The following is a 20,306-nucleotide window of genomic DNA, read 5'->3' as shown; positions in this document are numbered from 1 at the left end:
GGAAAGGGGTGGAAACGTCATGCGTGGAGTGGAACAGCATGAGCGTGTAGAGACGCTCGATATCATCCGCGGGATCGCGTTGATGGGAATTCTTTTAATTAATGTACATATAATGACCTCTCTCGATTTTTTCAAGGAGGCCTACGGCATCCAGGCACAGCCGGAAACGGCGTTTGATAACATACTCGCTGCGCTGATTGAATTTTTCGTGGAAGGATCGTTCATTTCGACGTTCTCGATTTTATTTGGAATCGGATTTTACTTATTTATGACGCGGGCTGAGGCAAAGGGGTGGCCGGAGCGGCGTTTGTTCGTCAAGCGTCTGCTTGCGCTCGGGATGTTCGGTCTGCTTCATCTGATCGTTTTCTGGGTCGGCGATATTTTACTTTACTACGCAGTCGGCGGGTTTTTCCTGCTATTGTTCTATAAGGTAAAAGAGAAGTTTCTGCTCGTTTGGAGTGTTTTGCTTCTCGGCCTGTTTTTTCTGTTTTACTCAACGCAGCTGCTGATTCCGGAATCGCTTATGAAAGGAATGCAGGCGACCGGCTACAATGTGCTCGAGGAAGCGGAAGCAGCATATCAGCTGCCGTTTTTCAGCGGAGCGTGGTGGCAGTTCCGCTTTCAGGAGGAAGTGCTTCTCGTCCTCGGCCAGATTCCGCTCTTGATTCCGTATGTACTGGGCTTATTTTTATTCGGATTTTACGCGGCGAAAAAGGAATGGTTTCAGCGAGCGGCTGAAAAGAAGCTGGTCTTTAAGCGGATGCTCATCGGCGGTCTGATTGCAGCGGTGCCGTTTCTCGCGCTGCTGATTCCGATGCGCATGTCGGAGACGTTTTTCACCGATCCGGGCGTGATCTATCAATACGACCTGCTGCTGCGGATCGGCTCTCTGCCGCTCGCACTCGTCTATATCAGTGCGATTACGCTGTACGTCACCTCGCGCGGTGCCGGCCCGCTGTTAAAGCGATTTGGCGCAATGGGGCGAATGGCGCTTACGAACTATTTAAGCCACACGGTGCTGATCGTGCTTTTCATTCACATAAGCGGTTTGTTTGATACGCTCACTGTGACAGGCAATATTATCGTTGTGCTAGTGGTGATCGCGCTGCAGCTCTGGTGGAGCCCGCTTATTTTGAACCGCTGGCAGTACGGGCCACTGGAGGCTCTGTGGCGCAAGCTGACGTATGCGGGCAGCATCAAAAAAGAAAAAGACTGATATAGGTGATGAGCGGAATCGTTGCCAGCGACAGAATCGTAGAAAACGAGATCGTCATCACCGCTGTATCCTCTTGGTCCGTATAGCGGGAGAACAGAATCGCCGCGAGCATAAACGTCGGCATGCTTAACGAAATAATCAGCACGTTGCGCGTAAGCTCCGCCAGCGGAAGCGCCGCAAGCAGCACCAGCATGAGTCCCGGAAAAAGCAGGAGCCGGAAGACGAGCGGAAAGAAGACGGCCGCTTCGATCCGGAAGCCGGTTCGGGAGAGCAGCTGCTGCAGCAAAATACCGATGTAGAGCATCGCCAGCGGGGCCGCAAGCCCGGAAAGCAGTTCAACGAGCTGGCGGACGACAGCAGGCGGTTCAAAGCCGATAAACGCGGAGCTGATCCCAACGATGACCGCCGCCAGCGGCAGGTTAACCAGCGACTTCAGCTGGCGCAGCCGAAAGCTGTTTCCGGCCTGCAGCAGGTAGATTGCGACCGTAAAGACGACAAAGTCCAGACCTGCGTCCACGACAGCGGCAAGCAGTCCGCCTACCGGGCCGAAGATGGTGGCACATAGCGGGATGCCGATAAATCCGGTATTGCCGAGCGCAGCCAGTACGGTCAGCTGCCGCGCTTTCGTGCTCGTAAAACCAAGCAGCCTGGTCATGCCGAGAGCAAGCACGACCGCGGCCAGGTGCAGGCCGACCGAAAGGCCGAAAATGATGCCGACCTGCCGGAGCAGGTCATCGGATACATCGGTGTTAAAGACGCCATTTAAAATAACAGACGGAACGGCGACGTTCAGCACGGTGATGACGAGAACCTGCTTCGCCTGCGAACCGACCTCTATTTTTGAGGAGAGCAGCACGCCGATTCCGATAATAATTCCCATTACAGAGATGGCAGTCGCGACGGTAATGACGTCCATAAAGTCCTCCTAAGCGGCTGAAAAATGATCAATAGAAAGCAAGGTTTTATGTATGTGGATCGAACTGTTACTGATTACCATTATTCTACTGGCAGGAAGCTTTGTCCAGGGGGTAAGCGGCTTCGGCTTTGGCTTGATTGCGATGAGCTTTATGCCGCTTATTTTCACGGTCAAGGACAGCACGCTGCTCGTGGTTTCCCTCGCACTCGTCGTATGTATGAGTATTGCCTGGCAGCTGCGCAGACATATCGTCTGGCGCTCGCTGCTCGTCATTTTGTCAGCGGCCTTTGTCGGCCGGTTTGGCGGCTTTCTCGTATTATCTGCATATGGTGAGCTGGATATCATGCGTGATATTCTCGGGCTGTTTCTGCTGCTTGTGACGGCTTATTTATTTTTCGGCAGCAAATACGCGCAGATGCTTCCGCGTGACACGATGTGGATCCCGCTTGTATTCGGCTTTCTAGGAGGGTTCGTCGGCGGGATTTATGCGGTAGGCGGTCCGTTTTTTGTCGTCGTGATGATGCTGCTGTTTGCCGACAGCAAATACCGGTACAGCGCCAACCTGCAGGTCACCTTTTTCGTAACGAACCTGACGACGGTGCTGCTGCATGCGTTTAACGGCGATTTTTCTGCCGAGTTTCCGTTCTACTTCCTGGCCGGCCTGCTAACGGTCCTTATCGGCACAAGGCTTGGCGTGCTATGCTTTAAAAAGCTTTCGCAGGACAACATGCGGCGCATTGCCGGTATTACGGTAGCGCTCGCTGCGATCAACTTAATTTTTTTCCAATAATGCACAAATGGCACCACCGGACGACTGCCGCCCGGTGGTGTTTTTATTAGCGCCTCTCTGCTGCAGAATGCAGGGCGCTTTTTTCAATTATTGACGGTACAAGTCGGTTCGTCTGTCCTGAAACACCGGTATGTTTTCGCGAATCTCGTGCACGTCCTCGGTATCAAATTCGGCGTAGAGGATCGTCTCCTCTTCACCGGTTTCTGCGAGCACTTCGCCGAGTGGACTGATCACAAGGGAATGACCGCCAAATGCATTGTTCGGATCTGCACCCGTCCGATTGCAGGCAACGACGAAAACCTGGTTTTCAATCGCACGGGCAATCAGCAGTGCGCGCCACTGCTCGATGCGCGCTTTCGGCCATTCCGCGACGACGTAAAACACTTCCGGTGTAAACTTCGGGTGCAGCATGTGCGTGCGCATCCACTCCGGAAAGCGGATGTCATAGCAGATAAACCCGGCCGCATAGCCGTGCTCCAGCTTAAACATGCCGCCCTCGTCTCCTTGCGTCAGGTGCTTCTCTTCATTCATAAGACGGAACAGGTGCGCTTTGCTGTATTCTTTGCGGAGACCGCCGTGACGGTTAAACACGAGCAGCGTATTAAACGTTCCTTCCTCCGTTTTTTTCGCAACGGAGCCGGCGATCAGGTTAACGCGGTGATTCCTTGCAAGTTCCTGTAAAAACAGGATCGTATCCGACGCCTCGTTTTCCAGCTTTTCTTTAATAAAATCGAAGTCGTAGCCGGTCGTCCACATTTCTGGAAGGACGATCACATCGGCTTTTTCGGCGACGGCTTCCTCTACAGCCTGCTTTACTTTTTGGCGGTTCGCCTCGGGATCGCCGAATACGACATCCATTTGTACGAGTGCTGTTTTAAGTTTCATGTCTCATCCTCCTCTGTCCTATTTCGTTTTCCCTGGTTTCATTATACATAATCCAGCCGCTTGTTTCTTTCCCGGCACAGCGGGGAATAGAGCACGTAACAGAGACGAGGTGAAGAGACATGGAACTGGTATGGCTGCGCAGCGATTTGCGCGTACATGATCACGCTCCGCTGTCAGCGGCGATGGATACGGATACGCCGGTAATGGCGGGATATTTGTTCAATCGGCGGCGCCAGGAGCTGACCGAAGCCGGTTTTGCACGTGAGGATACAAAACGTCACAAATTTCTGATCGAATGCCTGCTGGAAATGCACCAGCAGCTGTCTCAACTTGGTGTTCCGCTTATGCTTGCGGAAGGAGAAGCCGGGCAGGAGGCTGCGGATTGGATTGACCGGTTCCATGTGACCCGGATTCATGCCTATACGTATCCGGGCACGGAGGAGGAAGAGGATGAACGGGCGGTGGCAGAAGCCGCTGAAAAAGCAGGCATTCCGATTGTCTGGTATGAAGGAGATACGCTGCTTCACAGTGAGGACCTGCCGTTTGCGGTTAAAGACCTCCCTAAAGGGTTTTCCGGCTTTCGAAAGAAGGTCGAAAAGCAGGATATTCTTCCGCGGGAAGAGGTGCCGGCACCAAAAGAGCAGCAGCCGCTGTATTTAGAGGAACACGCAGGATCCGGCGAAAAGCTGATGGAGGAATTCCGCAGCCTTGATGTCCGAACGCTCATAAACGGCGGGGAACAGGAAGGGCTGCGCCGGCTGCAGGCATACTTATTCGAGTCGCGCGATATTCTCGACTACAAAGAGCGGCGTAACGGCATGCTCGTGTTTAACGACAGCTCGAAGCTTTCTGCATGGCTCGCTTCCGGCTCCCTTTCTCCGCGAAGGGTCTATTGGGAGTTGAAGCGGTTTGAGGAAGAAGTGCGCGCCAACGACTCGACTTACTGGCTCTTTTTCGAGCTGCTCTGGCGGGACTTTTTCCATCTGCTCATGCGGAAAAAGGGCAGGCATATGTTTCTCGGTGAAGGACTGCAGCAGCTGCCGATTGAATGGAAGCAGGATAAAGAACTGTTTCAGGCTTGGTGCGACGGCATGACGGGCTATCCGCTTGTCGATGCAGCAATGCGTCAGCTGAAAGAGTGCGGTTTTATGTCCAACCGGGCCCGTCAAAATACGGCGAGCTTTCTGACGAAAAACCTCGGCATCGACTGGCGCTGGGGCGCTGCGTGGTTTGAAGCGCACCTTCTCGATCACGATGCAGCGAGCAACTACGGCAACTGGCAGTATATCGCCGGCGTCGGCTCCGATGCGAAGGAATTTCGTGCGTTTCACGTCGTCAACCAAGGGAAACGCTACGATCCGAAGGGGGACTTCGTCCGCTTTTTTCTGCCAGAGCTGAATTATGTCCCGAATAAATTCATTTATGAACCGTTTAAGCTCGATGAACGCGGGCTTAAGGAAGCGGCAGTGGAGCTTGGGCAGACGTATCCGTTTCCAATCGTTGACTTGCATGCGTCGCTTGAGCAGCGGAAGCAGGCGTTTCATGGAGCGAGAAGTAAACAAAAAGAGCGGGTCAGCCGTTAAAGCTGCACCCGCTTTATTCCTGCCGCTGTTACCGCAAGCTTGCGGCTATAAAACGGTTCAAGCATAGGTCCCGGCTGCATATGCCGGGATGAGATCGTATTTTCCAGGATCGCGGCTCGCGCACGTTGAAGCGGCCACGGACGGTGCTGAATGTCTCCCTGCCAAAAAGACTTTCCCTTTTTCGTAAAAAAGTGATAGCGCTCCGTTGCCCACCAGGCAAAGCTGCCGGGCTTCGCTTCAAAAACCGGACTGTCCGGGCGATACTGCACGTGAAAGGCTTCACCCTTTTTCTGGCGGTGCTGAAACGATACAGCATCCCGGTCGCTCACGTGAAAGCTTGCCGGCCGGTAAGGCAGCAGAAAAAAGGTATTGGCGATCCGGTTTGCAAGCGGATGACTGGCATCTAAAAAGAAAAAATAAATGCCGGGACGTCCGTTAACGCGGACGTAGGTTCGTAAGTTTAGTTCCGGAAACGAGAGGCGGGACAGTGCGGGGAGACGGGTGAGGGAAATGCCCGTCATCCAGAACGGGATGATGCCAAGCACGGCCCGGCCGTTGAATGTATCAAGCTCCATTCCCTCCGGCAGCTGTGCCTGCACGGCTTCTGGATCAGCTTCCCAGTGTAAAAACAATACGTGCTCCCACTGCATCGTCAATAAGGGTTTCACGGCGTTTGCTCCTTTACTTATGCTTTTCCTGTATCTTTTCCCCGAGCATCGTCATGAAAAACGCAGACGGCACGAGCAGTCCGAGCGTTGCCTGCAGCAGGGCAAAAAAGCGTGCTGCGCCGATCGGCACGAAATCACCGTAACCGACAGAAAGAATCGTGACACCGCTGAAGTACAGCAGATCCATAAAGGATGGATCCCAGTAATCATCGGTTGGATCGTTCACGCGTAAAATCGGACCTTGCAGATGCAGAATGTAGTAAATGAACGTAAACCCGATGGTGATTGCAGTTAACACGAAAAACATATGAATAAGCAGCCCCATATGGACGCGGCTCTCCTGAAACCGTTTATGACGGAGGTAGCTGACGAGCGTAGCCCTAATAAAAGCAGCGTCAGGCCGACTAGTATCATCGTAACCGTGTAAAATCCTCTCCTTTCCACGGACTCTATACCCTGCACGGCCTTCATTATTACAGCCCACACGAAAAAACTCCGCGGCGCCCCGCGGAGTTCTGTTTTCCTGTTTAGTTGTCGGCTACACCAAGGGCAAGCTTTGCGTAGCGGGACATCATTTTTTTATCCCACGGAGGATTGAACGTGATCTGCACATCGACCTCTCCGATTTCCTGAATTTCCTGAAGCTCCTGCAGCGCTGTTTTTATATCGCTTACGATCGTGCCGGCAAGCGGGCAGCCCATGGAAGTCAGGGTCATCAGAACCGTGACGTTATCGTTGTCATCGAGCTGAATTTCATAAATGAGCCCGAGGTTGACAATATCAATGCCTAGCTCCGGGTCCACCACGTTTTCCAGCTCGGCCATGACTCTTTCTTTCAGTTCTTCTTTTTCTTCGCTCATCCGCGCCACCTCCTGTACTGTCTATGATACTAAATAACCGGGTAAAATGAAAATCGTCTGTTTAAGAAATGACAGTTTCCGGTATACTTACAGTAACACATGGAAGGGGGTGGCTGGTTATGATGGATATCACGTCAATCGGCAGCTACGTTACTCCGTATGCGGTGATGCTGCTGCAAATAATCGGCAGTGCCGTCATTGGCTTTCTGATCGGGTGGGACCGCTATTCCAAAAGCAAACCAGCCGGCATCAAAACATATATGTACGTCTGCGCCTCCTGCTGTCTCATTACGCTGATTTCAATTCACAGCGTCGTGCATTTTTCGGAGATGTCCGACAATATTATGATGGATCCGATGCGTCTCGCCGCTCAAATCGTTTCCGGGCTTGGATTTCTGGGAGCCGGCGTCATTTTAAAGGATGGATTCAACGTGACCGGACTGACGTCAGCTGCGATGATTTTTTTCGTCGGCGGAGTCGGTATCAGCATCGCAGCCGGGTTTTACGGACTGGCTGTTACGGCAGTCATCGTAACGATATTGCTGGCGCGCGTCGGTAATTTGATTGAGGAAAAATTGGACGGAAAGGTTAGCTGAACGTTTGTAGAAAAAACACAGCTTCGCCTGCGAAGCTGTGTGTTGATAAAGTCATGTTAGGTGAATAAGATTGCATCTGCCTATATCTGCGGACCCTCGCTTTCCGGAGGAAACGGCCTCAGCTAACCGCTTCTTCCTTTCGTCCGCCGGATCTTCGCCTCGTTCTGATCCTCCCGGAGTCGAGTTTCCTCCGATTTAGCAGCTGGCTGTCCGGTTAAAACCCTGGTGATGATTCACACGAGCTTGTTCCATATAAAGGGAACCTTTCGTTAGGCAGCGCTTCGATGTCGAATCGGGATGAACGTCAACGTACCCACCAAAAAAAGCCGCAGCGTTCAGCGATTGAGACGTTTTTCTCCATCAAACAAATCCATTTCCCCTTTGTGTCCGGCGTGCCCGTGGAAGCCGCGCAGCCTGAAGATTCCGTGCCGTTCAGATCTGCGAACGGCATTAACTCACGAGCGGAGCCGGACTGGGTTTCGAAGGCTTCTCGTGAGAAGCCTGTGTCCGAGTGAAGCCTCATCGCCGTTCGAACTTGAACGGCATGAAAAGCGCAAGTGAAGCAGCTCCATCCTACGGCGCCATTCTCCCTTCTGAACAGGGTCCCCTTGAGCAATAGCTGAATGCCAGCCCACGGCAGGCTAGGTAAGCAGAGGGGAAATACAGCCAAACGAATAAACATGTAAGTTGAAAGGCTGTGCCATTTTTACCCGGCTGTTTCCATGTATGACATGGAACAGCCTTTTTTGTCGTTCAGGAGGTAAGATCCAGATCATAACGAACGGTAATTTCTGAAGCGGGAACCGGACGCTGAAAGAGAAAGCCTTGTCCGTCGTGGCAGCCCATGAGCCTCAGCGCAAGCAGCTCTTCCCGGGATTCGATGCCTTCACAGACCACATGCAGGCCGGTGGTTGCAGCAAAATCGATCATTAATTTGACGATCGCCTGATCTTCCGGTGAGCGGGTCAGGCGCGAGATGAAGCTGCGGTCTATTTTCAGCGTATGCACCGGGAGCTGCTGCAGGTACGTAAGCGATGACAGACCATTGCCAAAATCATCCAGCGCAAGCCGGAAGCCAAACGCGCGCAGCTCCTCCATTTGTGCGACTGCCGTTTCCAGATTGCGCATCATGGCCGTTTCGGTGATCTCCAGTTCAATTCGGCCGGGGTCGATCCCGTATCCGGAAACGATATCTTGAATTCGTTCGTTCGCGCCGACTGCCTGAAAGTGGACCGGAGAGAGGTTCAGCGCCGCTTCCCGGACAGGTACACCCGACTCGTCCCACGTAAGAAGCTGCCTGCAGACACGGTGCAGCATGTATTCAGTTAAAGGCACAATCAGTCCGGCCCGCTCTGCGGCTGGAATAAATTCGCCGGGCGAAATCATTCCAAGCTCCGGATGCGTCCAGCGGGCAAGCGCCTCTGCTTTCTCGGCGCGCATCGTCTGCAAATCGACCTTCACCTGGTAATACGCTTCAAGCGTTCCGCCGCTTATCGCATGGCGAAGCTCCTGAATAATCCGTTCCTCGCGAGCCTGTTCGGCCGCATCTTCATCATAAAACACAATGTCGCGCTTCATTCGCAGCGCCGTCCGGAGTGCATGATCAAGCTCCTGCAGCAGCTCAGCCAGCGGCTTTTTATCAGCTGCGCAGGCAGCCCCTGCAGAAAAGGTAAGCTCCATGATCTGATTCGATTCCGGGAGCTCGGCCCTTACTGGCTGTGCAAGCTCAGCCATCCATTCCCGCAGGTCTAATATCGGGGCCTCAGGAAGAAAAACGGTAAAGCGGTTGTCTTCTGTCTTATACAGCTCAGCCTGGAGCGGAAGTCTCCGCTGCAGAACCTCAGCCGCCTGTTTTGTCAGCCGGTCAGCTGCTGCATACCCGTAGTGAAGCGACCAGTCCTTCATATCATTGATTTCAAGCGCGCAGGCAGCCCCGAAGCGCTGAAGCGAGGCAGCTGAGAGCCCTTCCAGTTGACGGCGGTTAGCCAGTCCGGTCGCAGCATCAGTGAACGTCATCCGGTTAAACCAGCGATTTTCACTGTAAAGAATAAACTGAACCGCGACAAAGATCGTGCCAGCTGTAAACAGCGTCGTCGCACCAAATACGTTCGTTGAGCTGACCGGCTCCGGCTGAATGAGCGAGCTCATACCGGCCGGAAGACAAAAATCCGTGCCTGCCATTCCTGTGTAGTGCATCGATGCGATCGCCAGACCCATCACGGAGGCGACAAGCGCGCGGATAGGAATCGAGCGGATATTTTTGGTCAGGGTAAACAGAAGCAGCGCCGCAAAGGAAACGACAACCGCCACAGTAGAAGCGGTAATAACGAGCGCCGGAGAGTGAGTCACCACACCTGCAAACGTAACAGCATGCATGCCGCTGTAATGCATTGCAACAATCCCGAAGCCCATAAACAGCCCTGCAGCAAGGATCGTCAGCGCCCGGAGCTGCGTGCGGTGCAGCACGAAAAAGGCGGTAAACGCGGCAATAATCGCAGGGAGCACCGAAAAAGCGGTGAGCCACCAGTTATAGGTGAGCGGAACGTACAGCTGAAACGCCGACATTGCAATGAAATGCATCGACCAGATCGAAACGCCCATTGTAACGGCGCCGATTCCCATCCATAAAAACTGATTTTTTGACGAATGAAGCATGGTTAACCTCGTATTAATCTCCAGTGCCACATAGGAACCGACGATGGCGACGGTTACCGAGAACAGCACAAGCCTCCAGTCATAAAGCACGTCGAGCACAATAAGCGACTCCTGCACGACCTCACCTGCCTTCTTATACAGTCTGTTTAAGTAAGGTAAGTATAGCATAAGTACCAGGTCGATAGTAGTATAATAACCAGCGAATAAGTCGTTTATAGTCCTATTTATGCATGAGAAAAACAGGGATTATTAGTCGTCGGTGTGCAAATGTTATATATCAACCGCTTCCGATCCGGTGACTGTATACAGCGTAGCAAGGTAAGCCTCGGAATATTCGCGGAGCTGCAGGCTGGAGACAGCGGTGCCCAGCTCTCTCTCATGAAAGCGGCAGAAGGCATCCGTGCCTCCCGGAAACGACTGCAGCACAGACTCGCGGTCAATAAAGCCGTTTTCTTCCCTTACATATGCGGCATAGCTGGAGCGTGCTCCGGCATCGGGGGAAGGATGGTAATCGTGCAGAACCGGCAGAAGGTGATGATACTTGACGGTCTCAAGCAGGCTGCGCCGTGTAGCGAGCGTCCGGCACTGATAATCGCTGCGGACGAGGCCGCGGCCTGACTCTATCAGGGAGTTGTGGTAGCGGGCGGCTAGCTGCTGCAGAAGGCGGAGCGGCCGAATGCCCTCGTGCTGTAACGTCAGATGAAAAGCATCGTCTAACACAGTGTAGCTTAACAGAGAAAACGGGTGCTTTTGCTTCATGAAAGCGGTTATGTGCAAAAGCAGATCGATTTCAGCAGCAGATTCTGCCAGTCTGGGAGAGCGGAGGCGCAGGGCATGGACAGCAGGTGGGGTCACAGGACATCGTTCCTTTACTGAAAATGTCATGAGGATGTGTTCGCTGAGAGGAATTCTGAAGGAATGTGGGAAAATGAGGAAGCACATACTTGTCATCACGACTTATGAAAACCGGGCTCATGCGGGCCAATGGTTTCAGCGTCTTGTTCTATTCGACATAAATGCTTAAAATCCTGCCTGAACCTGCTGTTATACCGGTTTGTTTCCAGGTATAATGTGGAATATGATAAAAAAGACCTGATACAGGGGGATACAGCTGCGGAAGGCTGATATACTGTTTCACACAGCCGGCCGCAGTTTCAGACTGCCTGTACGGAAGGAGACCTGGAACATGCTTAAGAAAATCATCGCTTTTTTAACTGCAGCAGGAGCAGCCTATAAGTTTTTCCCTGCCGTACGACGCAGCCTGCTGAATTGGCTGGAGGATGAGCCGGTAAAGGCGCCGGGTAAAGACGATCGCGACCAGCAATCGCAGGAACCGGCAGAAGAAAACGAACAGCCGGTCGATTCTGAGTCACAAGGCGGCACAGAAGCCGCTGAGGAAGAGCAGGAAAATGAAGCAGCACCGAACAACGGCGCTGAAAAAGACACGGGAGCGCCCGGAGAAAAAGGTCAAAATGATTCAAAAAGTGAAGCGGAAGCTGACGAGAAAGAGGAGAAAGAGGCTTCTAATGAAGACGACACTGAGGACAAAGCGGTCCTTATTCATCCTAACCGAACCTATGAAGAGGAACTGCTTCAAATTCCCGGAGTTGGTTCCGAGCTTGCCGCAAGCTTCATCCGGGAGCGTAAGGAGAACGGAAATTTTGAGAGCATCGACGATCTGATCCGCGTAAAAGGTATCGGAGCGAAAAAGCTGGAAGAGCTCCGCAGCTACTTTACGATGGAGGATGCGTAAGGATAAAGGAGTTTTGCGTGATGCGTCATCGACGAGCAGCAACACCTGGATTTTCTATTTTCTTTTTCTTCGCCGTTATTGTATTTGTGTTCTGGTTTCCTTTTGATGAAGTAAGCGATGTCCGGGAGCAGGAGCCGGAGCTTACGACGACGATGGGGTCTGAGGATGTCACGATTGACGGAGGCCTTATCGTAGACGAGGTGCCGATGGTGCCGTTCCACGATACGATGACGGAGCTGGAGGCCGAGCTTACATGGAATGAGGATGAAAACCTGTACACTGCAGAGCGGGAAGGCGTCATTTTTCAGTTTGCGCCGGACGATGAGGAAGTAAACGTAAACGGCGATTACGTGGAACTGGAGAAACCGGTTTACAGCGCAGATGAAGAACAGTATCTGCCGCTTTCCTTCCTGGAACAGACTCTGGATGTCGATACGGATTTTCAAGAGGGAGAGAACCGCGCGGTTATACATGACGGACGCAAGGAAGTCACGGTGACGATGAGTCAGGCCGGTACGGATGCGCCGGAACTGGGAGAGGCGCCGTCCGAGCATGAACAGGAGCCGGAAGAAGACCGGGAAGCGATAGAAGTAGACGGTGTTGCTGTCGGTGACAGCGCCGAGGACGTGGAAGCGCTCTTCGGGGAGCCGGAGCGTGTGATGGAGAGTCATTACGGCTTTGACTGGTACAGCTATCACGACAGCTATGATAATTTCCGCCTGATCGGCATGGAAGATGGCGTGGTGACAGCACTTTACAGCAATACAGAATGGACGCTGCCGGATGGATCAACGCCTGCTGACGAAACAGAAGCACGAGAGGCGCTTGGTGAACCATCCGCCTATATCACAAAAGGAAACACGCGCTATTCGCAGGCTGAAAGCGACGAATTTGATTTGTTTGAAACCGATGAAGGCTATTTAACCGTGTTTTATGACATTCATCAAAACATGGAAGTCGCCGCGATCCAGCTGATTGAAACCGAGACGGAGCAGGCACTGGATGGGTACTACGGTGAGGGATCTGATGCAGCAGCAGAAGAAGCATCTGCGCTCATGTTTGAAGTTGTCAATGCGGACCGCGTCGAACACGGCCTCGAACCGCTTGAGTGGAACGACGAGGTGGCAGCGGTCGCGAAAGCGCATAGCAGCGACATGGCGGAGCGAAACTATTTTGCGCACGAATCCCCGGAAGGTCAGTCTCCGTTTAACCGCATGCGGGAAGCGGGTCTGAATTACTCCAGAGCCGGCGAAAACCTGGCTTCCGGGCAGGCGAGTGCCATCTTTGCCCAGCAAGGCCTCATGAATTCGATGGGGCACCGTGAAAATCTGCTGAGTCCTGATTTTGAACAGCTCGGCGTCGGTGCAGATTACGGCGAAGACGATCGGCCGTTCTTTACGCAGAAATTTTATACGCCGTAGCGAAGAAGCCGTCCAATTCGGGCGGCTTTTTCATGTGCACGCAATAGAAAAACGCCGCAGATAGCTGCGGCGTTCGGCTTATTCTTCTTCGGAGGTACCTTCTTCCTTTTTGCGCTTCGGCGGATAGGCCTTCCACTTCGTCAGATCCGGCTTTTCCTTTAACAGCATGCGCTCCGGGAATACGAAGTTCCACGGGGTCGTCGTATGTGCCTTGACCTGCAGCTTCGGCTTAAGACGGAAGCCGCCGCGAGCCGCGATTTCTCCAGTTGCATCTTCTACTTGAAGCGGAAGTGTTTCGATGTTCACGTTACGGTCGCTGCCGTTGCGGATCAGCATCGTCACGTGAAGTTCCTTCCGATCACGTAAAAACGTGGCGCGAAGGCCGACGAAATTCACCTGGCCGTGCTTTGGCGGCCTCATGTTGTCGACGACCTGCTTCAGCTGGCGCTTGTTCTCGGCAGAAAGCCGCTTGCGCCAAGCAGGCGTGAGTGAGAGCTGATGCTCTGGAATTTCTTTTTTCTTCTTCTTGAAGACGAGCTTCCATCCGCTCTGCGGCACGTCATGTCCGAACATATCCTTGTCCCCGAACGTAAACGTCCACGGCCGGCTGCTCATGGCCGGCAGTTCGCCGAGATCAGTCAGATCAAATTCTTTTCGCCCAAGCAGCGTATCTGCTTCATCGTAGAGCTCGATGACCGTTAATTTGAACGCAGCGCTTTTTTCAAGCGTCTGACGGATAAACACGAGAAATTCGTAGTCGCCGTCATCGTTTTGGTCCCAGCGGATTCCGGCAAGGGAAAGCTGATCTTTTTGCAATTCATTCAAGTCACCGTGCAATTTCTCAAAAGCGGCCCGGTCGGTTTCACTGATGTTCCAGTCCGGGTGCAGGGAAAGCTCTGTTTGTGCAGGCTCCTCATTTTCCTCTGTTCGTTTTTTCGGAGAAGCAGCGGCCTCTGCGCCGAGAAGTTCGAGCTCCTCAATTGGTGTATGATCTGGAAAATATCCCATGATTGTCCCTCCAAGCGTATAATCAATCTTTCTTATGTAAGGCTGTCGCTGTCCAGTATAGCATGAAAGCGATGTCGATGAAGCCGGACGAACGATAATCTTTCAGAAAAATAACTATTTTCCCATGATGCCGTATCAGCTCTGCAGCAGAAGAAAGTACAATGCTATAGTAGAAAAGGGAATTGTGTGTATTTCACAAAGAATTCACTCAATAGAATCAGTCATTTTGGAGTGTAAATCGCTTTGTAACAAACAAATAAACGGTCGTACGACAAGATTTGTCCTAATTAAAGGACTTTAAGAATGTTTAAAAGGAAATAAATGGTTCAAATAAGACGAAGTGTTACATAAGTATGTCAGGTTGATTGAAGTTTGTTGTCATTTTCTAAAATAGGTTTATTTCTCTGAAGAAATTTAATATGATTAATCTCGTTAGCAGGAAACCTAAAATAAAAACAAAAAATATAAAAACAAAATAAGAAAGTGGGAGACGAAAAACATGAAAAAACTTATGATGACACTGGCAGTTGCAGGCGCTATTTTTATTGCTCCGGAAGTTACAGAAGCTTCAGTAAAGATGGGTGACCGCGGAAGCAGCGTGGAAACGCTTCAGCAGTCTCTGGCAAGCCAAGGCTACAACAGCTCTTCTAACATTGATGGCGTTTTTGGACCTAAGACACTCGCAGCTGTTCAGGCGTATCAGCTTTCCAACCGTATTTCCAGCCCTCGCGGTAATTTCTTCGGCGTAGCTGGTCCACGTACGCTCAGCTCCCTCGGCGTATCAGGCGGAAGCAATAACTCGACTGCAGCGAGCTCTTCCAGCTCAAGCAGCAACAGCAGCCAGTCTACTTCTGTAGCAGGCGCAAGCTCTTCAAGCAGCAACAGCGGTGTGATCTCTACGGCGCGCAGCCTCGTTGGCAGCCCGTACGTATGGGGCGGAACCAGCCCGCGCGGATTTGACTGCAGCGGTTTCATTCAGTACAGCTTCGCACAAAATGGCAAGAGCGTGCCACGTACAGTAGCACAAATGTGGAACGCCGGATCACGCGTATCCAGTCCATCTGTCGGCGATCTCGTATTCTTTGAAACTCGCACAGGTCCATCTCACGCAGGAATTTACATTGGAAACAATCAGTTCATCCACTCTGGTTCTTCTACAGGGGTAACAGTTTCCAGCCTGAGCAACCCATACTGGAGCCGCACTTACATCGGTGCGCGCAGCCTCTAATACGTTTTTTCATGCAGCCTCCGTCCGGAATCCCTGGCGGAGGTTTTTTGCGTCTGGACTTCTAAATGGAGAGATCAGACAAACATTCAACAGCCATCCAGCTGAAACCGCCTCTGAAAGATCGTTCTTAACAGAGGCAGGCAGGAGCCTGCGGAGGTGGATGATGGGTTTGGGACTGGCGGTGGGGCGGCGTAGTCGTGGGAAAGTTGAATGTTTTGTTTGGAAAGTTGATCATTTGGCTGAGGCGGATGAACGTTTATTCGTTATAGTAGTTCTAAGTTGAAGCTCGTAAACATATTACAGAGGTTCTTAACGTTTTTGGAACAAAAGTTGAACATATTACAGGCGAAGTTAATGCTTTCGCGAAGAAAGTTGAATATTTTCATTGCTTCGGATTCAACTAAATTAAGAATATACGTTTGCAAATTAAATGACACTTCCTTATACTGGATAAAAATAGAAAAGGAGGCGTTCATGACAACTATTCCAAGCACACGCCCGGTTATAATTGACCAATATGAGGCACTTTTGCGCAGGCTGCCTCAAAGTCACGTTCTCTATCAGCAAGTGGAACATGATTATCGATTGTTTTTAGCGGGTTATTCAGGTGAATCATCCGTTCAGTTTTACTACCCGCTTCTTCCGGAAGGCTGCTTCATTCTTCAACAGCTTCGCCTCTCAGATTCCTCTACGAATCAATACTTTCAGATCGACTTACTAATAGGTACCCCATACTTTTTATACATAGGCGAAATCAAAAATATGACAGGGCGATTAGTCTTTCAAATCGACCGGGGTCAGCTGCTGCAAAGACGTGGTGATGAAGAACGAGCCGTCAGTTGTCCGCTTCAGCAAACTGCCAGGCAAGCTGAGATGCTAAAGCGAAAAATAAAAAACTCGTTACCTGCTCTTCCTATCGAAGCACATGTGATCTCTTCCAATGCGAATGCCATTATTGAAGCTCCTGATGAAGAGGAGCGCATTTATCATGCTGCAAAACTACCGGAAATGATTCGGAAGCTTTATCACAAGTATCCGCGTAAGCAGATATCGAAACAACAGCTGCAGCAGCTGTTGATACACTTGAAGCAGGAGAGTACCGACAAACGAGATGATTTACTGAAGAAATACAAGCTCCAGCCAATAGATATAATGGAAAGCATGTATTGTGAATCGTGCAGCGGCCGGCTCATCCGTGAATTCGGAACGTGGAGATGCCAGCAATGTATGAGCACCAATAGAGAAAGTCATGCAGCGACACTGCGCGATTTGAGTTTACTGCTAAGCGAACCTTTGCCGATGCAGGCATTTGCTATGATGATGGGGCAGCCTCCCATGCAACTGGTCCGACGATTATTAAAACCGTTTGTTATTCGGCACGGTCACGTATATTCAATTATTCAAAAGCAAACACAAGGAAAATAGCTTAAAAGAACTTCCGGGCCGATGCCGGAAGTTTTTCTGTTTCTACAAAACGCCTCAGTTTTTTATGAAGGCAGGCAGGAGCCTGCGGAGGTGGATGACGGGTTTGTGGGACTGGTGGTGGGGCGGCGTAGTCCTGGAAAAGTTGAATGTTTTGTCTGGGAAGTTGATCATTTGGTTGATAAGGATGAACATTTATTCGTTATAGCAGTCCTAAGTTGAAGCTCGTAAACATGTTACAGCAGTTCTTAATGTTTTTATAACAAAAGTTGAACATATTACAGGCGAAGTTAATGCTTTCGCGAAGAAAGTTGAACATTTTCGTTTCGACCACCTCAGAACCCGATCAATCCACCTAAAACCGCCCCGGCGTCACTTCATCGCCGGGGCCTCTGCTTCGTTCATTCGCGTTCGTCGCCTTGTATCGCGACGTCGATTTCGATGTATTCGCTGCCTTCGCGGGTAATGGCTGCCTGGCCGCTGGAGAGATCGGCGATCCAGCTTTCGAAGGTGTCTTCGCCGCCAGCTTCGACGAAACAGGTCATGCTGACGTTCTCTTCGTAGGCGATGTCCTTCAGAATATAATCGGAGTTACGGACTTCGTTCTCAATTTTGCCGAGCAGGCCGTAGTCGAACTGGAAGCGGATCACCGTGCCAAGACGGCGCTCCACGACGCCGGTCGCATTGATGCCGGCAGAGGCTGCCGAACCGTATGCGCGGATCAGCCCGCCGCCGCCGAGTTTAATGCCGCCGAAGTAGCGGGTAACGACCACACACGTATCTTTTAAGGCGCGTTTTTTCAGGACTTCCAGCATCGGGACACCGGCGGTGCCGGACGGCTCGCCGTCATCGTTTGCTTTCTGGGTTAAATCGTGCTCGCCGATCATGTAGGCGGAGCAGTTATGGTTGGCATCGCGGTGGCGCTGCTTGATTTCGTCAATGAAGGCTGCAGCCTCCTCTTCCGTTTCCGTGCGCCGCACGTAGGTAATAAAACGTGACTTTTGAATGACAATTTCCGACTCGCCCTCCGGCTTGACGGTATAGTACTGATTTAGCAACGTCATCGCTCCTTTCAGCGAACATCCTGATTTCTAGCACAAAAGTTGGATTCTAAAAAAATATAGAAAAGTTGTGAATTATCCCGAGATCAGTCCCTTTTTAGGGTAAGATGAGTAATGAGATACTGTCAAGGAAGGCATTCTGATGATGAGAGCTTTACTTGACCATTTTCTGCATATAAGAGAAAATAGGAAAAAGGCTTCATGCCTGTCTGAGGTTTACGCCGCTTTATCCCAAGCAAGGGAATGAGGGGACAAGTTTTACGAAATATTCTATTCGCCTCATGCTGCGGGACCCCCAGAGAAAAATATCCGGCATCGACTAGATATATAGGCTTATGTTTGAAGAAGCCCTGCATAAGGATGCCGTCCCCAGGGAGAAAGCGAGGGGTGCAATGAGCTCCTTACAGTCGATAGACGATATTCTGACCGGGATGATGGACACCGTCGGCAAAAGCAAAGAACAGATTTTTGACATCGGTGAGGATTCCCGTCAGGAGTATGAAACACTTTCAGAAGAATTGAAAGTGATAAAGGATAAGGTCATTACAGTTATTGATAAGGTCGAGCGCTCCGAAGTTCATTCCCGCTTCGCCCGCAACCGTCTGGCAGAGGTCAGCCGTCACTTTGACAGCTACTCCGATCAGGAGGTGCGCGAGGCGTATGAGCAGGCGAATAACTTTCAGGTGGAGCTTGCGGTGCTTCACCAGGAGGAAAAGCAGCTGCGCAGCAGACGTGACCATATTGAACGGCGGCTCGTGAAGCTTCAGGAAACGATAGAGCGTGCCGAGCAGCTGATCAATCAGATCAACGTCGTCATCCATTATTTAACCGGAGACCTGCAGCAGGTTTCCGAGATGCTGGAGGACGCGGAGCAAATGCAGAGGTTCGGCCTGCAGATTATTCAGGCGCAGGAAGAAGAGCGCAAGCGGCTCTCCCGTGAAATTCACGATGGACCGGCTCAAATGATGGCGAACGTGGCTATCCGCTCTGAAATTGTCGAGCGCGTGCTTGATAAGCAGGGTATTGAGCAGGCCCGCCAGGAGATCCGCGACATGAAGAGCATGGTGAAAGACTCGCTTGCGGAAGTGCGGCGCATCATTTACGATCTTCGTCCAATGGCGCTCGATGATCTCGGACTGCTGCCGACGCTCGGTAAGTATTTAAAAAACGTCGAAGAACGGTCTGGCATTACCATTGAGCTCCGCAACATGGGGCGTGAGATCCGCTATCCGACGGACATGGAAGTTGCGATTTTCCGGTTCGTACAGGAGGCCGTCAACAACGCGGTCAAGCATGCGGACCCGACGCTCATTCAGGTGAAGCTTGACGTGAAGGACCACCTCGTTACCGCGGTGATCCGGGATAACGGGCGCGGCTTTGATCTCGACAAGAAAAAAGAAGGCAGCTTTGGTCTGATCGGCATGAAGGAACGGATTAACATGCTCGACGGCAAAATAAGCATCGATTCGAAAAAAGGCAAAGGGACCCTCATTATTGTGCAGATTCCCGTTGATACAGCGTAATGAATATACCTACAGGAGGAAGATAGCATGGAAAACAAACTGCGAATTGTACTCATTGATGATCATCAGCTGTTCCGCGAAGGTGTAAAGCGGATTCTTTCCATGGAAGACAGCATTGAAGTCGTGGCGGAAGGAAATGACGGGTCAGAAGTCATCGATCTCGTGCGTCAAAACCAGCCGGACGTGGTGCTGATGGACATTAACATGCCGGAAATGAACGGGATGGAAGCGACGAAGCAGCTTGTGGAAACGTTCCCGAACGTTAAAGTTCTTATTCTTTCCATTCACGATGATGAAACGTACGTCACGCACGTGCTGAAAACAGGCGCTTCCGGCTACCTGCTTAAGGAAATGGATACCGAGGCTCTGATCGAAGCCGTTAAAGTCGTTGGCGAGGGCGGGGCGTACATCCATCCAAAAGTAACGTTTAACCTCATTAAAGAATATCGTCGTCTGGCGACAGATGGCGGCGGGGAAACGGAAGTCGGCTTCCGTGAAGTCGAGTACCGCCGTCCGCTGCACCTGCTGACGCGCCGTGAGTGCGAAGTGCTGCAGCTGATGACGGATGGAAAGAGCAACCGCTCAATCGGCGAGGCACTCTATATCAGTGAAAAAACGGTTAAAAACCACGTCAGTAACATTTTGCAGAAGATGGGCATGAATGACCGCACGCAGGCGGTTGTCGATGCGATTAAAAATGGCTGGGTGAAAGTAAATTAAG

General features: G+C 51.5%; 19 protein-coding genes. 10 read left to right on the top strand and 9 right to left on the bottom strand.

From position 1 onward, the window contains the following. The first annotated feature begins 19 nt into the window (after positions 1-19). Entirely contained in the window at positions 20-1,216 is a 1,197-nt protein-coding gene (locus ACSZLD_RS08725; protein ID WP_444684938.1) for a DUF418 domain-containing protein, read from the top strand. Here the strand turns inward: ACSZLD_RS08725 and ACSZLD_RS08720 are convergent. Further along, entirely contained in the window at positions 1,197-2,132 is a 936-nt protein-coding gene (locus tag ACSZLD_RS08720) for an AEC family transporter (protein WP_444684937.1), read from the bottom strand. The genes ACSZLD_RS08725 and ACSZLD_RS08720 overlap by 20 nt on opposite strands. Positions 2,133-2,184: 52 nt before the next feature. Here ACSZLD_RS08720 and ACSZLD_RS08715 point away from each other — a divergent pair, with 52 nt between their 5' ends. Then, positions 2,185-2,922 (top strand): sulfite exporter TauE/SafE family protein, encoded by a 738-nt coding sequence (locus ACSZLD_RS08715; RefSeq protein WP_444684936.1) that lies wholly within the window; start codon positions 2,185-2,187, stop codon positions 2,920-2,922. 87 nt (positions 2,923-3,009) lie between these two features. Here the strand turns inward: ACSZLD_RS08715 and ACSZLD_RS08710 are convergent, their stop codons facing one another. Further along, positions 3,010-3,807, bottom strand: a complete 798-nt coding sequence (locus tag ACSZLD_RS08710; RefSeq protein ID WP_444684935.1) for a carbon-nitrogen family hydrolase — start codon at positions 3,805-3,807, stop codon at positions 3,010-3,012. Positions 3,808-3,926: 119 nt separating this feature from the next. Here ACSZLD_RS08710 and ACSZLD_RS08705 point away from each other — a divergent pair, with 119 nt between their 5' ends. Beyond that, on the top strand, positions 3,927-5,390 hold the full coding sequence (locus ACSZLD_RS08705; RefSeq protein WP_377909546.1) for a cryptochrome/photolyase family protein: 1,464 nt from the start codon (positions 3,927-3,929) through the stop codon (positions 5,388-5,390). On the opposite strand, the gene ACSZLD_RS08700 is transcribed toward ACSZLD_RS08705, so the two are convergent. From ACSZLD_RS08700 to ACSZLD_RS08690, 3 genes are all read right to left on the bottom strand, one after another. Next, positions 5,387-6,058 (bottom strand): YqjF family protein, encoded by a 672-nt coding sequence (locus ACSZLD_RS08700; RefSeq protein WP_377909547.1) that lies wholly within the window; start codon positions 6,056-6,058, stop codon positions 5,387-5,389. The genes ACSZLD_RS08705 and ACSZLD_RS08700 overlap by 4 nt on opposite strands. 13 nt (positions 6,059-6,071) lie before the next feature. Then, positions 6,072-6,383 carry a potassium channel family protein gene (locus tag ACSZLD_RS08695; RefSeq protein ID WP_444684934.1) on the bottom strand — a complete coding sequence of 104 codons (312 nt, stop codon included), beginning with the start codon at positions 6,381-6,383 and terminating at the stop codon, positions 6,072-6,074. A gap of 202 nt (positions 6,384-6,585) precedes the next feature. Then, positions 6,586-6,918, bottom strand: coding sequence for a metal-sulfur cluster assembly factor (locus tag ACSZLD_RS08690; protein WP_377909549.1), 333 nt, complete (start codon positions 6,916-6,918; stop codon positions 6,586-6,588). 119 nt (positions 6,919-7,037) lie between these two features. Here ACSZLD_RS08690 and ACSZLD_RS08685 point away from each other — a divergent pair, with 119 nt between their 5' ends. Continuing rightward, on the top strand, positions 7,038-7,514 hold the full coding sequence (locus ACSZLD_RS08685) for an MgtC/SapB family protein (RefSeq protein ID WP_377909550.1): 477 nt from the start codon (positions 7,038-7,040) through the stop codon (positions 7,512-7,514). Positions 7,515-8,267: 753 nt separating this feature from the next. Here the strand turns inward: ACSZLD_RS08685 and ACSZLD_RS08680 are convergent. Further along, the gene (locus ACSZLD_RS08680) at positions 8,268-10,286 is read right to left on the bottom strand and encodes a putative bifunctional diguanylate cyclase/phosphodiesterase (RefSeq protein ID WP_444684933.1); all 2,019 of its coding nucleotides are present in this window, start codon (positions 10,284-10,286) and stop codon (positions 8,268-8,270) included. A 153-nt stretch (positions 10,287-10,439) separates the two neighbouring features. Next, positions 10,440-11,024, bottom strand: a complete 585-nt coding sequence (locus ACSZLD_RS08675) for a hypothetical protein (protein WP_444684932.1) — start codon at positions 11,022-11,024, stop codon at positions 10,440-10,442. A gap of 331 nt (positions 11,025-11,355) precedes the next feature. Between ACSZLD_RS08675 and ACSZLD_RS08670 the strand changes: the two genes are divergently transcribed. Continuing rightward, the gene (locus ACSZLD_RS08670) at positions 11,356-11,922 is read left to right on the top strand and encodes a ComEA family DNA-binding protein (protein ID WP_444684931.1); all 567 of its coding nucleotides are present in this window, start codon (positions 11,356-11,358) and stop codon (positions 11,920-11,922) included. 20 nt (positions 11,923-11,942) lie between these two features. After that, positions 11,943-13,343, top strand: a complete 1,401-nt coding sequence (locus tag ACSZLD_RS08665; protein WP_444684930.1) for a CAP-associated domain-containing protein — start codon at positions 11,943-11,945, stop codon at positions 13,341-13,343. A gap of 78 nt (positions 13,344-13,421) precedes the next feature. Here ACSZLD_RS08665 and ACSZLD_RS08660 read toward each other — a convergent pair whose 3' ends face one another. After that, positions 13,422-14,351 carry an accessory Sec system S-layer assembly protein gene (locus ACSZLD_RS08660; protein WP_444684929.1) on the bottom strand — a complete coding sequence of 310 codons (930 nt, stop codon included), beginning with the start codon at positions 14,349-14,351 and terminating at the stop codon, positions 13,422-13,424. Between the two features lie 499 nt (positions 14,352-14,850). On the opposite strand from ACSZLD_RS08660, the gene ACSZLD_RS08655 reads away from it, so the two are divergent. Continuing rightward, positions 14,851-15,579, top strand: a complete 729-nt coding sequence (locus ACSZLD_RS08655) for a C40 family peptidase (RefSeq protein WP_444684928.1) — start codon at positions 14,851-14,853, stop codon at positions 15,577-15,579. Between the two features lie 474 nt (positions 15,580-16,053). Then, positions 16,054-17,004, top strand: a complete 951-nt coding sequence (locus tag ACSZLD_RS08650) for a nuclease-related domain-containing protein (RefSeq protein WP_444684927.1) — start codon at positions 16,054-16,056, stop codon at positions 17,002-17,004. A gap of 398 nt (positions 17,005-17,402) precedes the next feature. On the opposite strand, the gene ACSZLD_RS08645 is transcribed toward ACSZLD_RS08650, so the two are convergent. Further along, positions 17,403-18,059 (bottom strand): YigZ family protein, encoded by a 657-nt coding sequence (locus tag ACSZLD_RS08645; protein ID WP_444684926.1) that lies wholly within the window; start codon positions 18,057-18,059, stop codon positions 17,403-17,405. Positions 18,060-18,454: 395 nt separating this feature from the next. On the opposite strand from ACSZLD_RS08645, the gene ACSZLD_RS08640 reads away from it, so the two are divergent. Continuing rightward, complete coding sequence (locus ACSZLD_RS08640; RefSeq protein WP_444684925.1) at positions 18,455-19,585, top strand: sensor histidine kinase; 1,131 nt, start codon at positions 18,455-18,457, stop codon at positions 19,583-19,585. Positions 19,586-19,612: 27 nt separating this feature from the next. Continuing rightward, positions 19,613-20,305, top strand: a complete 693-nt coding sequence (locus ACSZLD_RS08635) for a response regulator transcription factor (protein WP_377909560.1) — start codon at positions 19,613-19,615, stop codon at positions 20,303-20,305. Position 20,306 lies beyond the last annotated feature (1 nt).

This window comes from Alkalicoccus luteus, from assembly GCF_052061695.1.
Lineage (GTDB): Bacteria > Bacillota > Bacilli > Bacillales > Salisediminibacteriaceae > Alkalicoccus > Alkalicoccus luteus.
The sequence above is the reverse complement of the archived record's forward strand: the minus strand, read 5'-3'. Positions and strand labels throughout refer to the sequence as shown.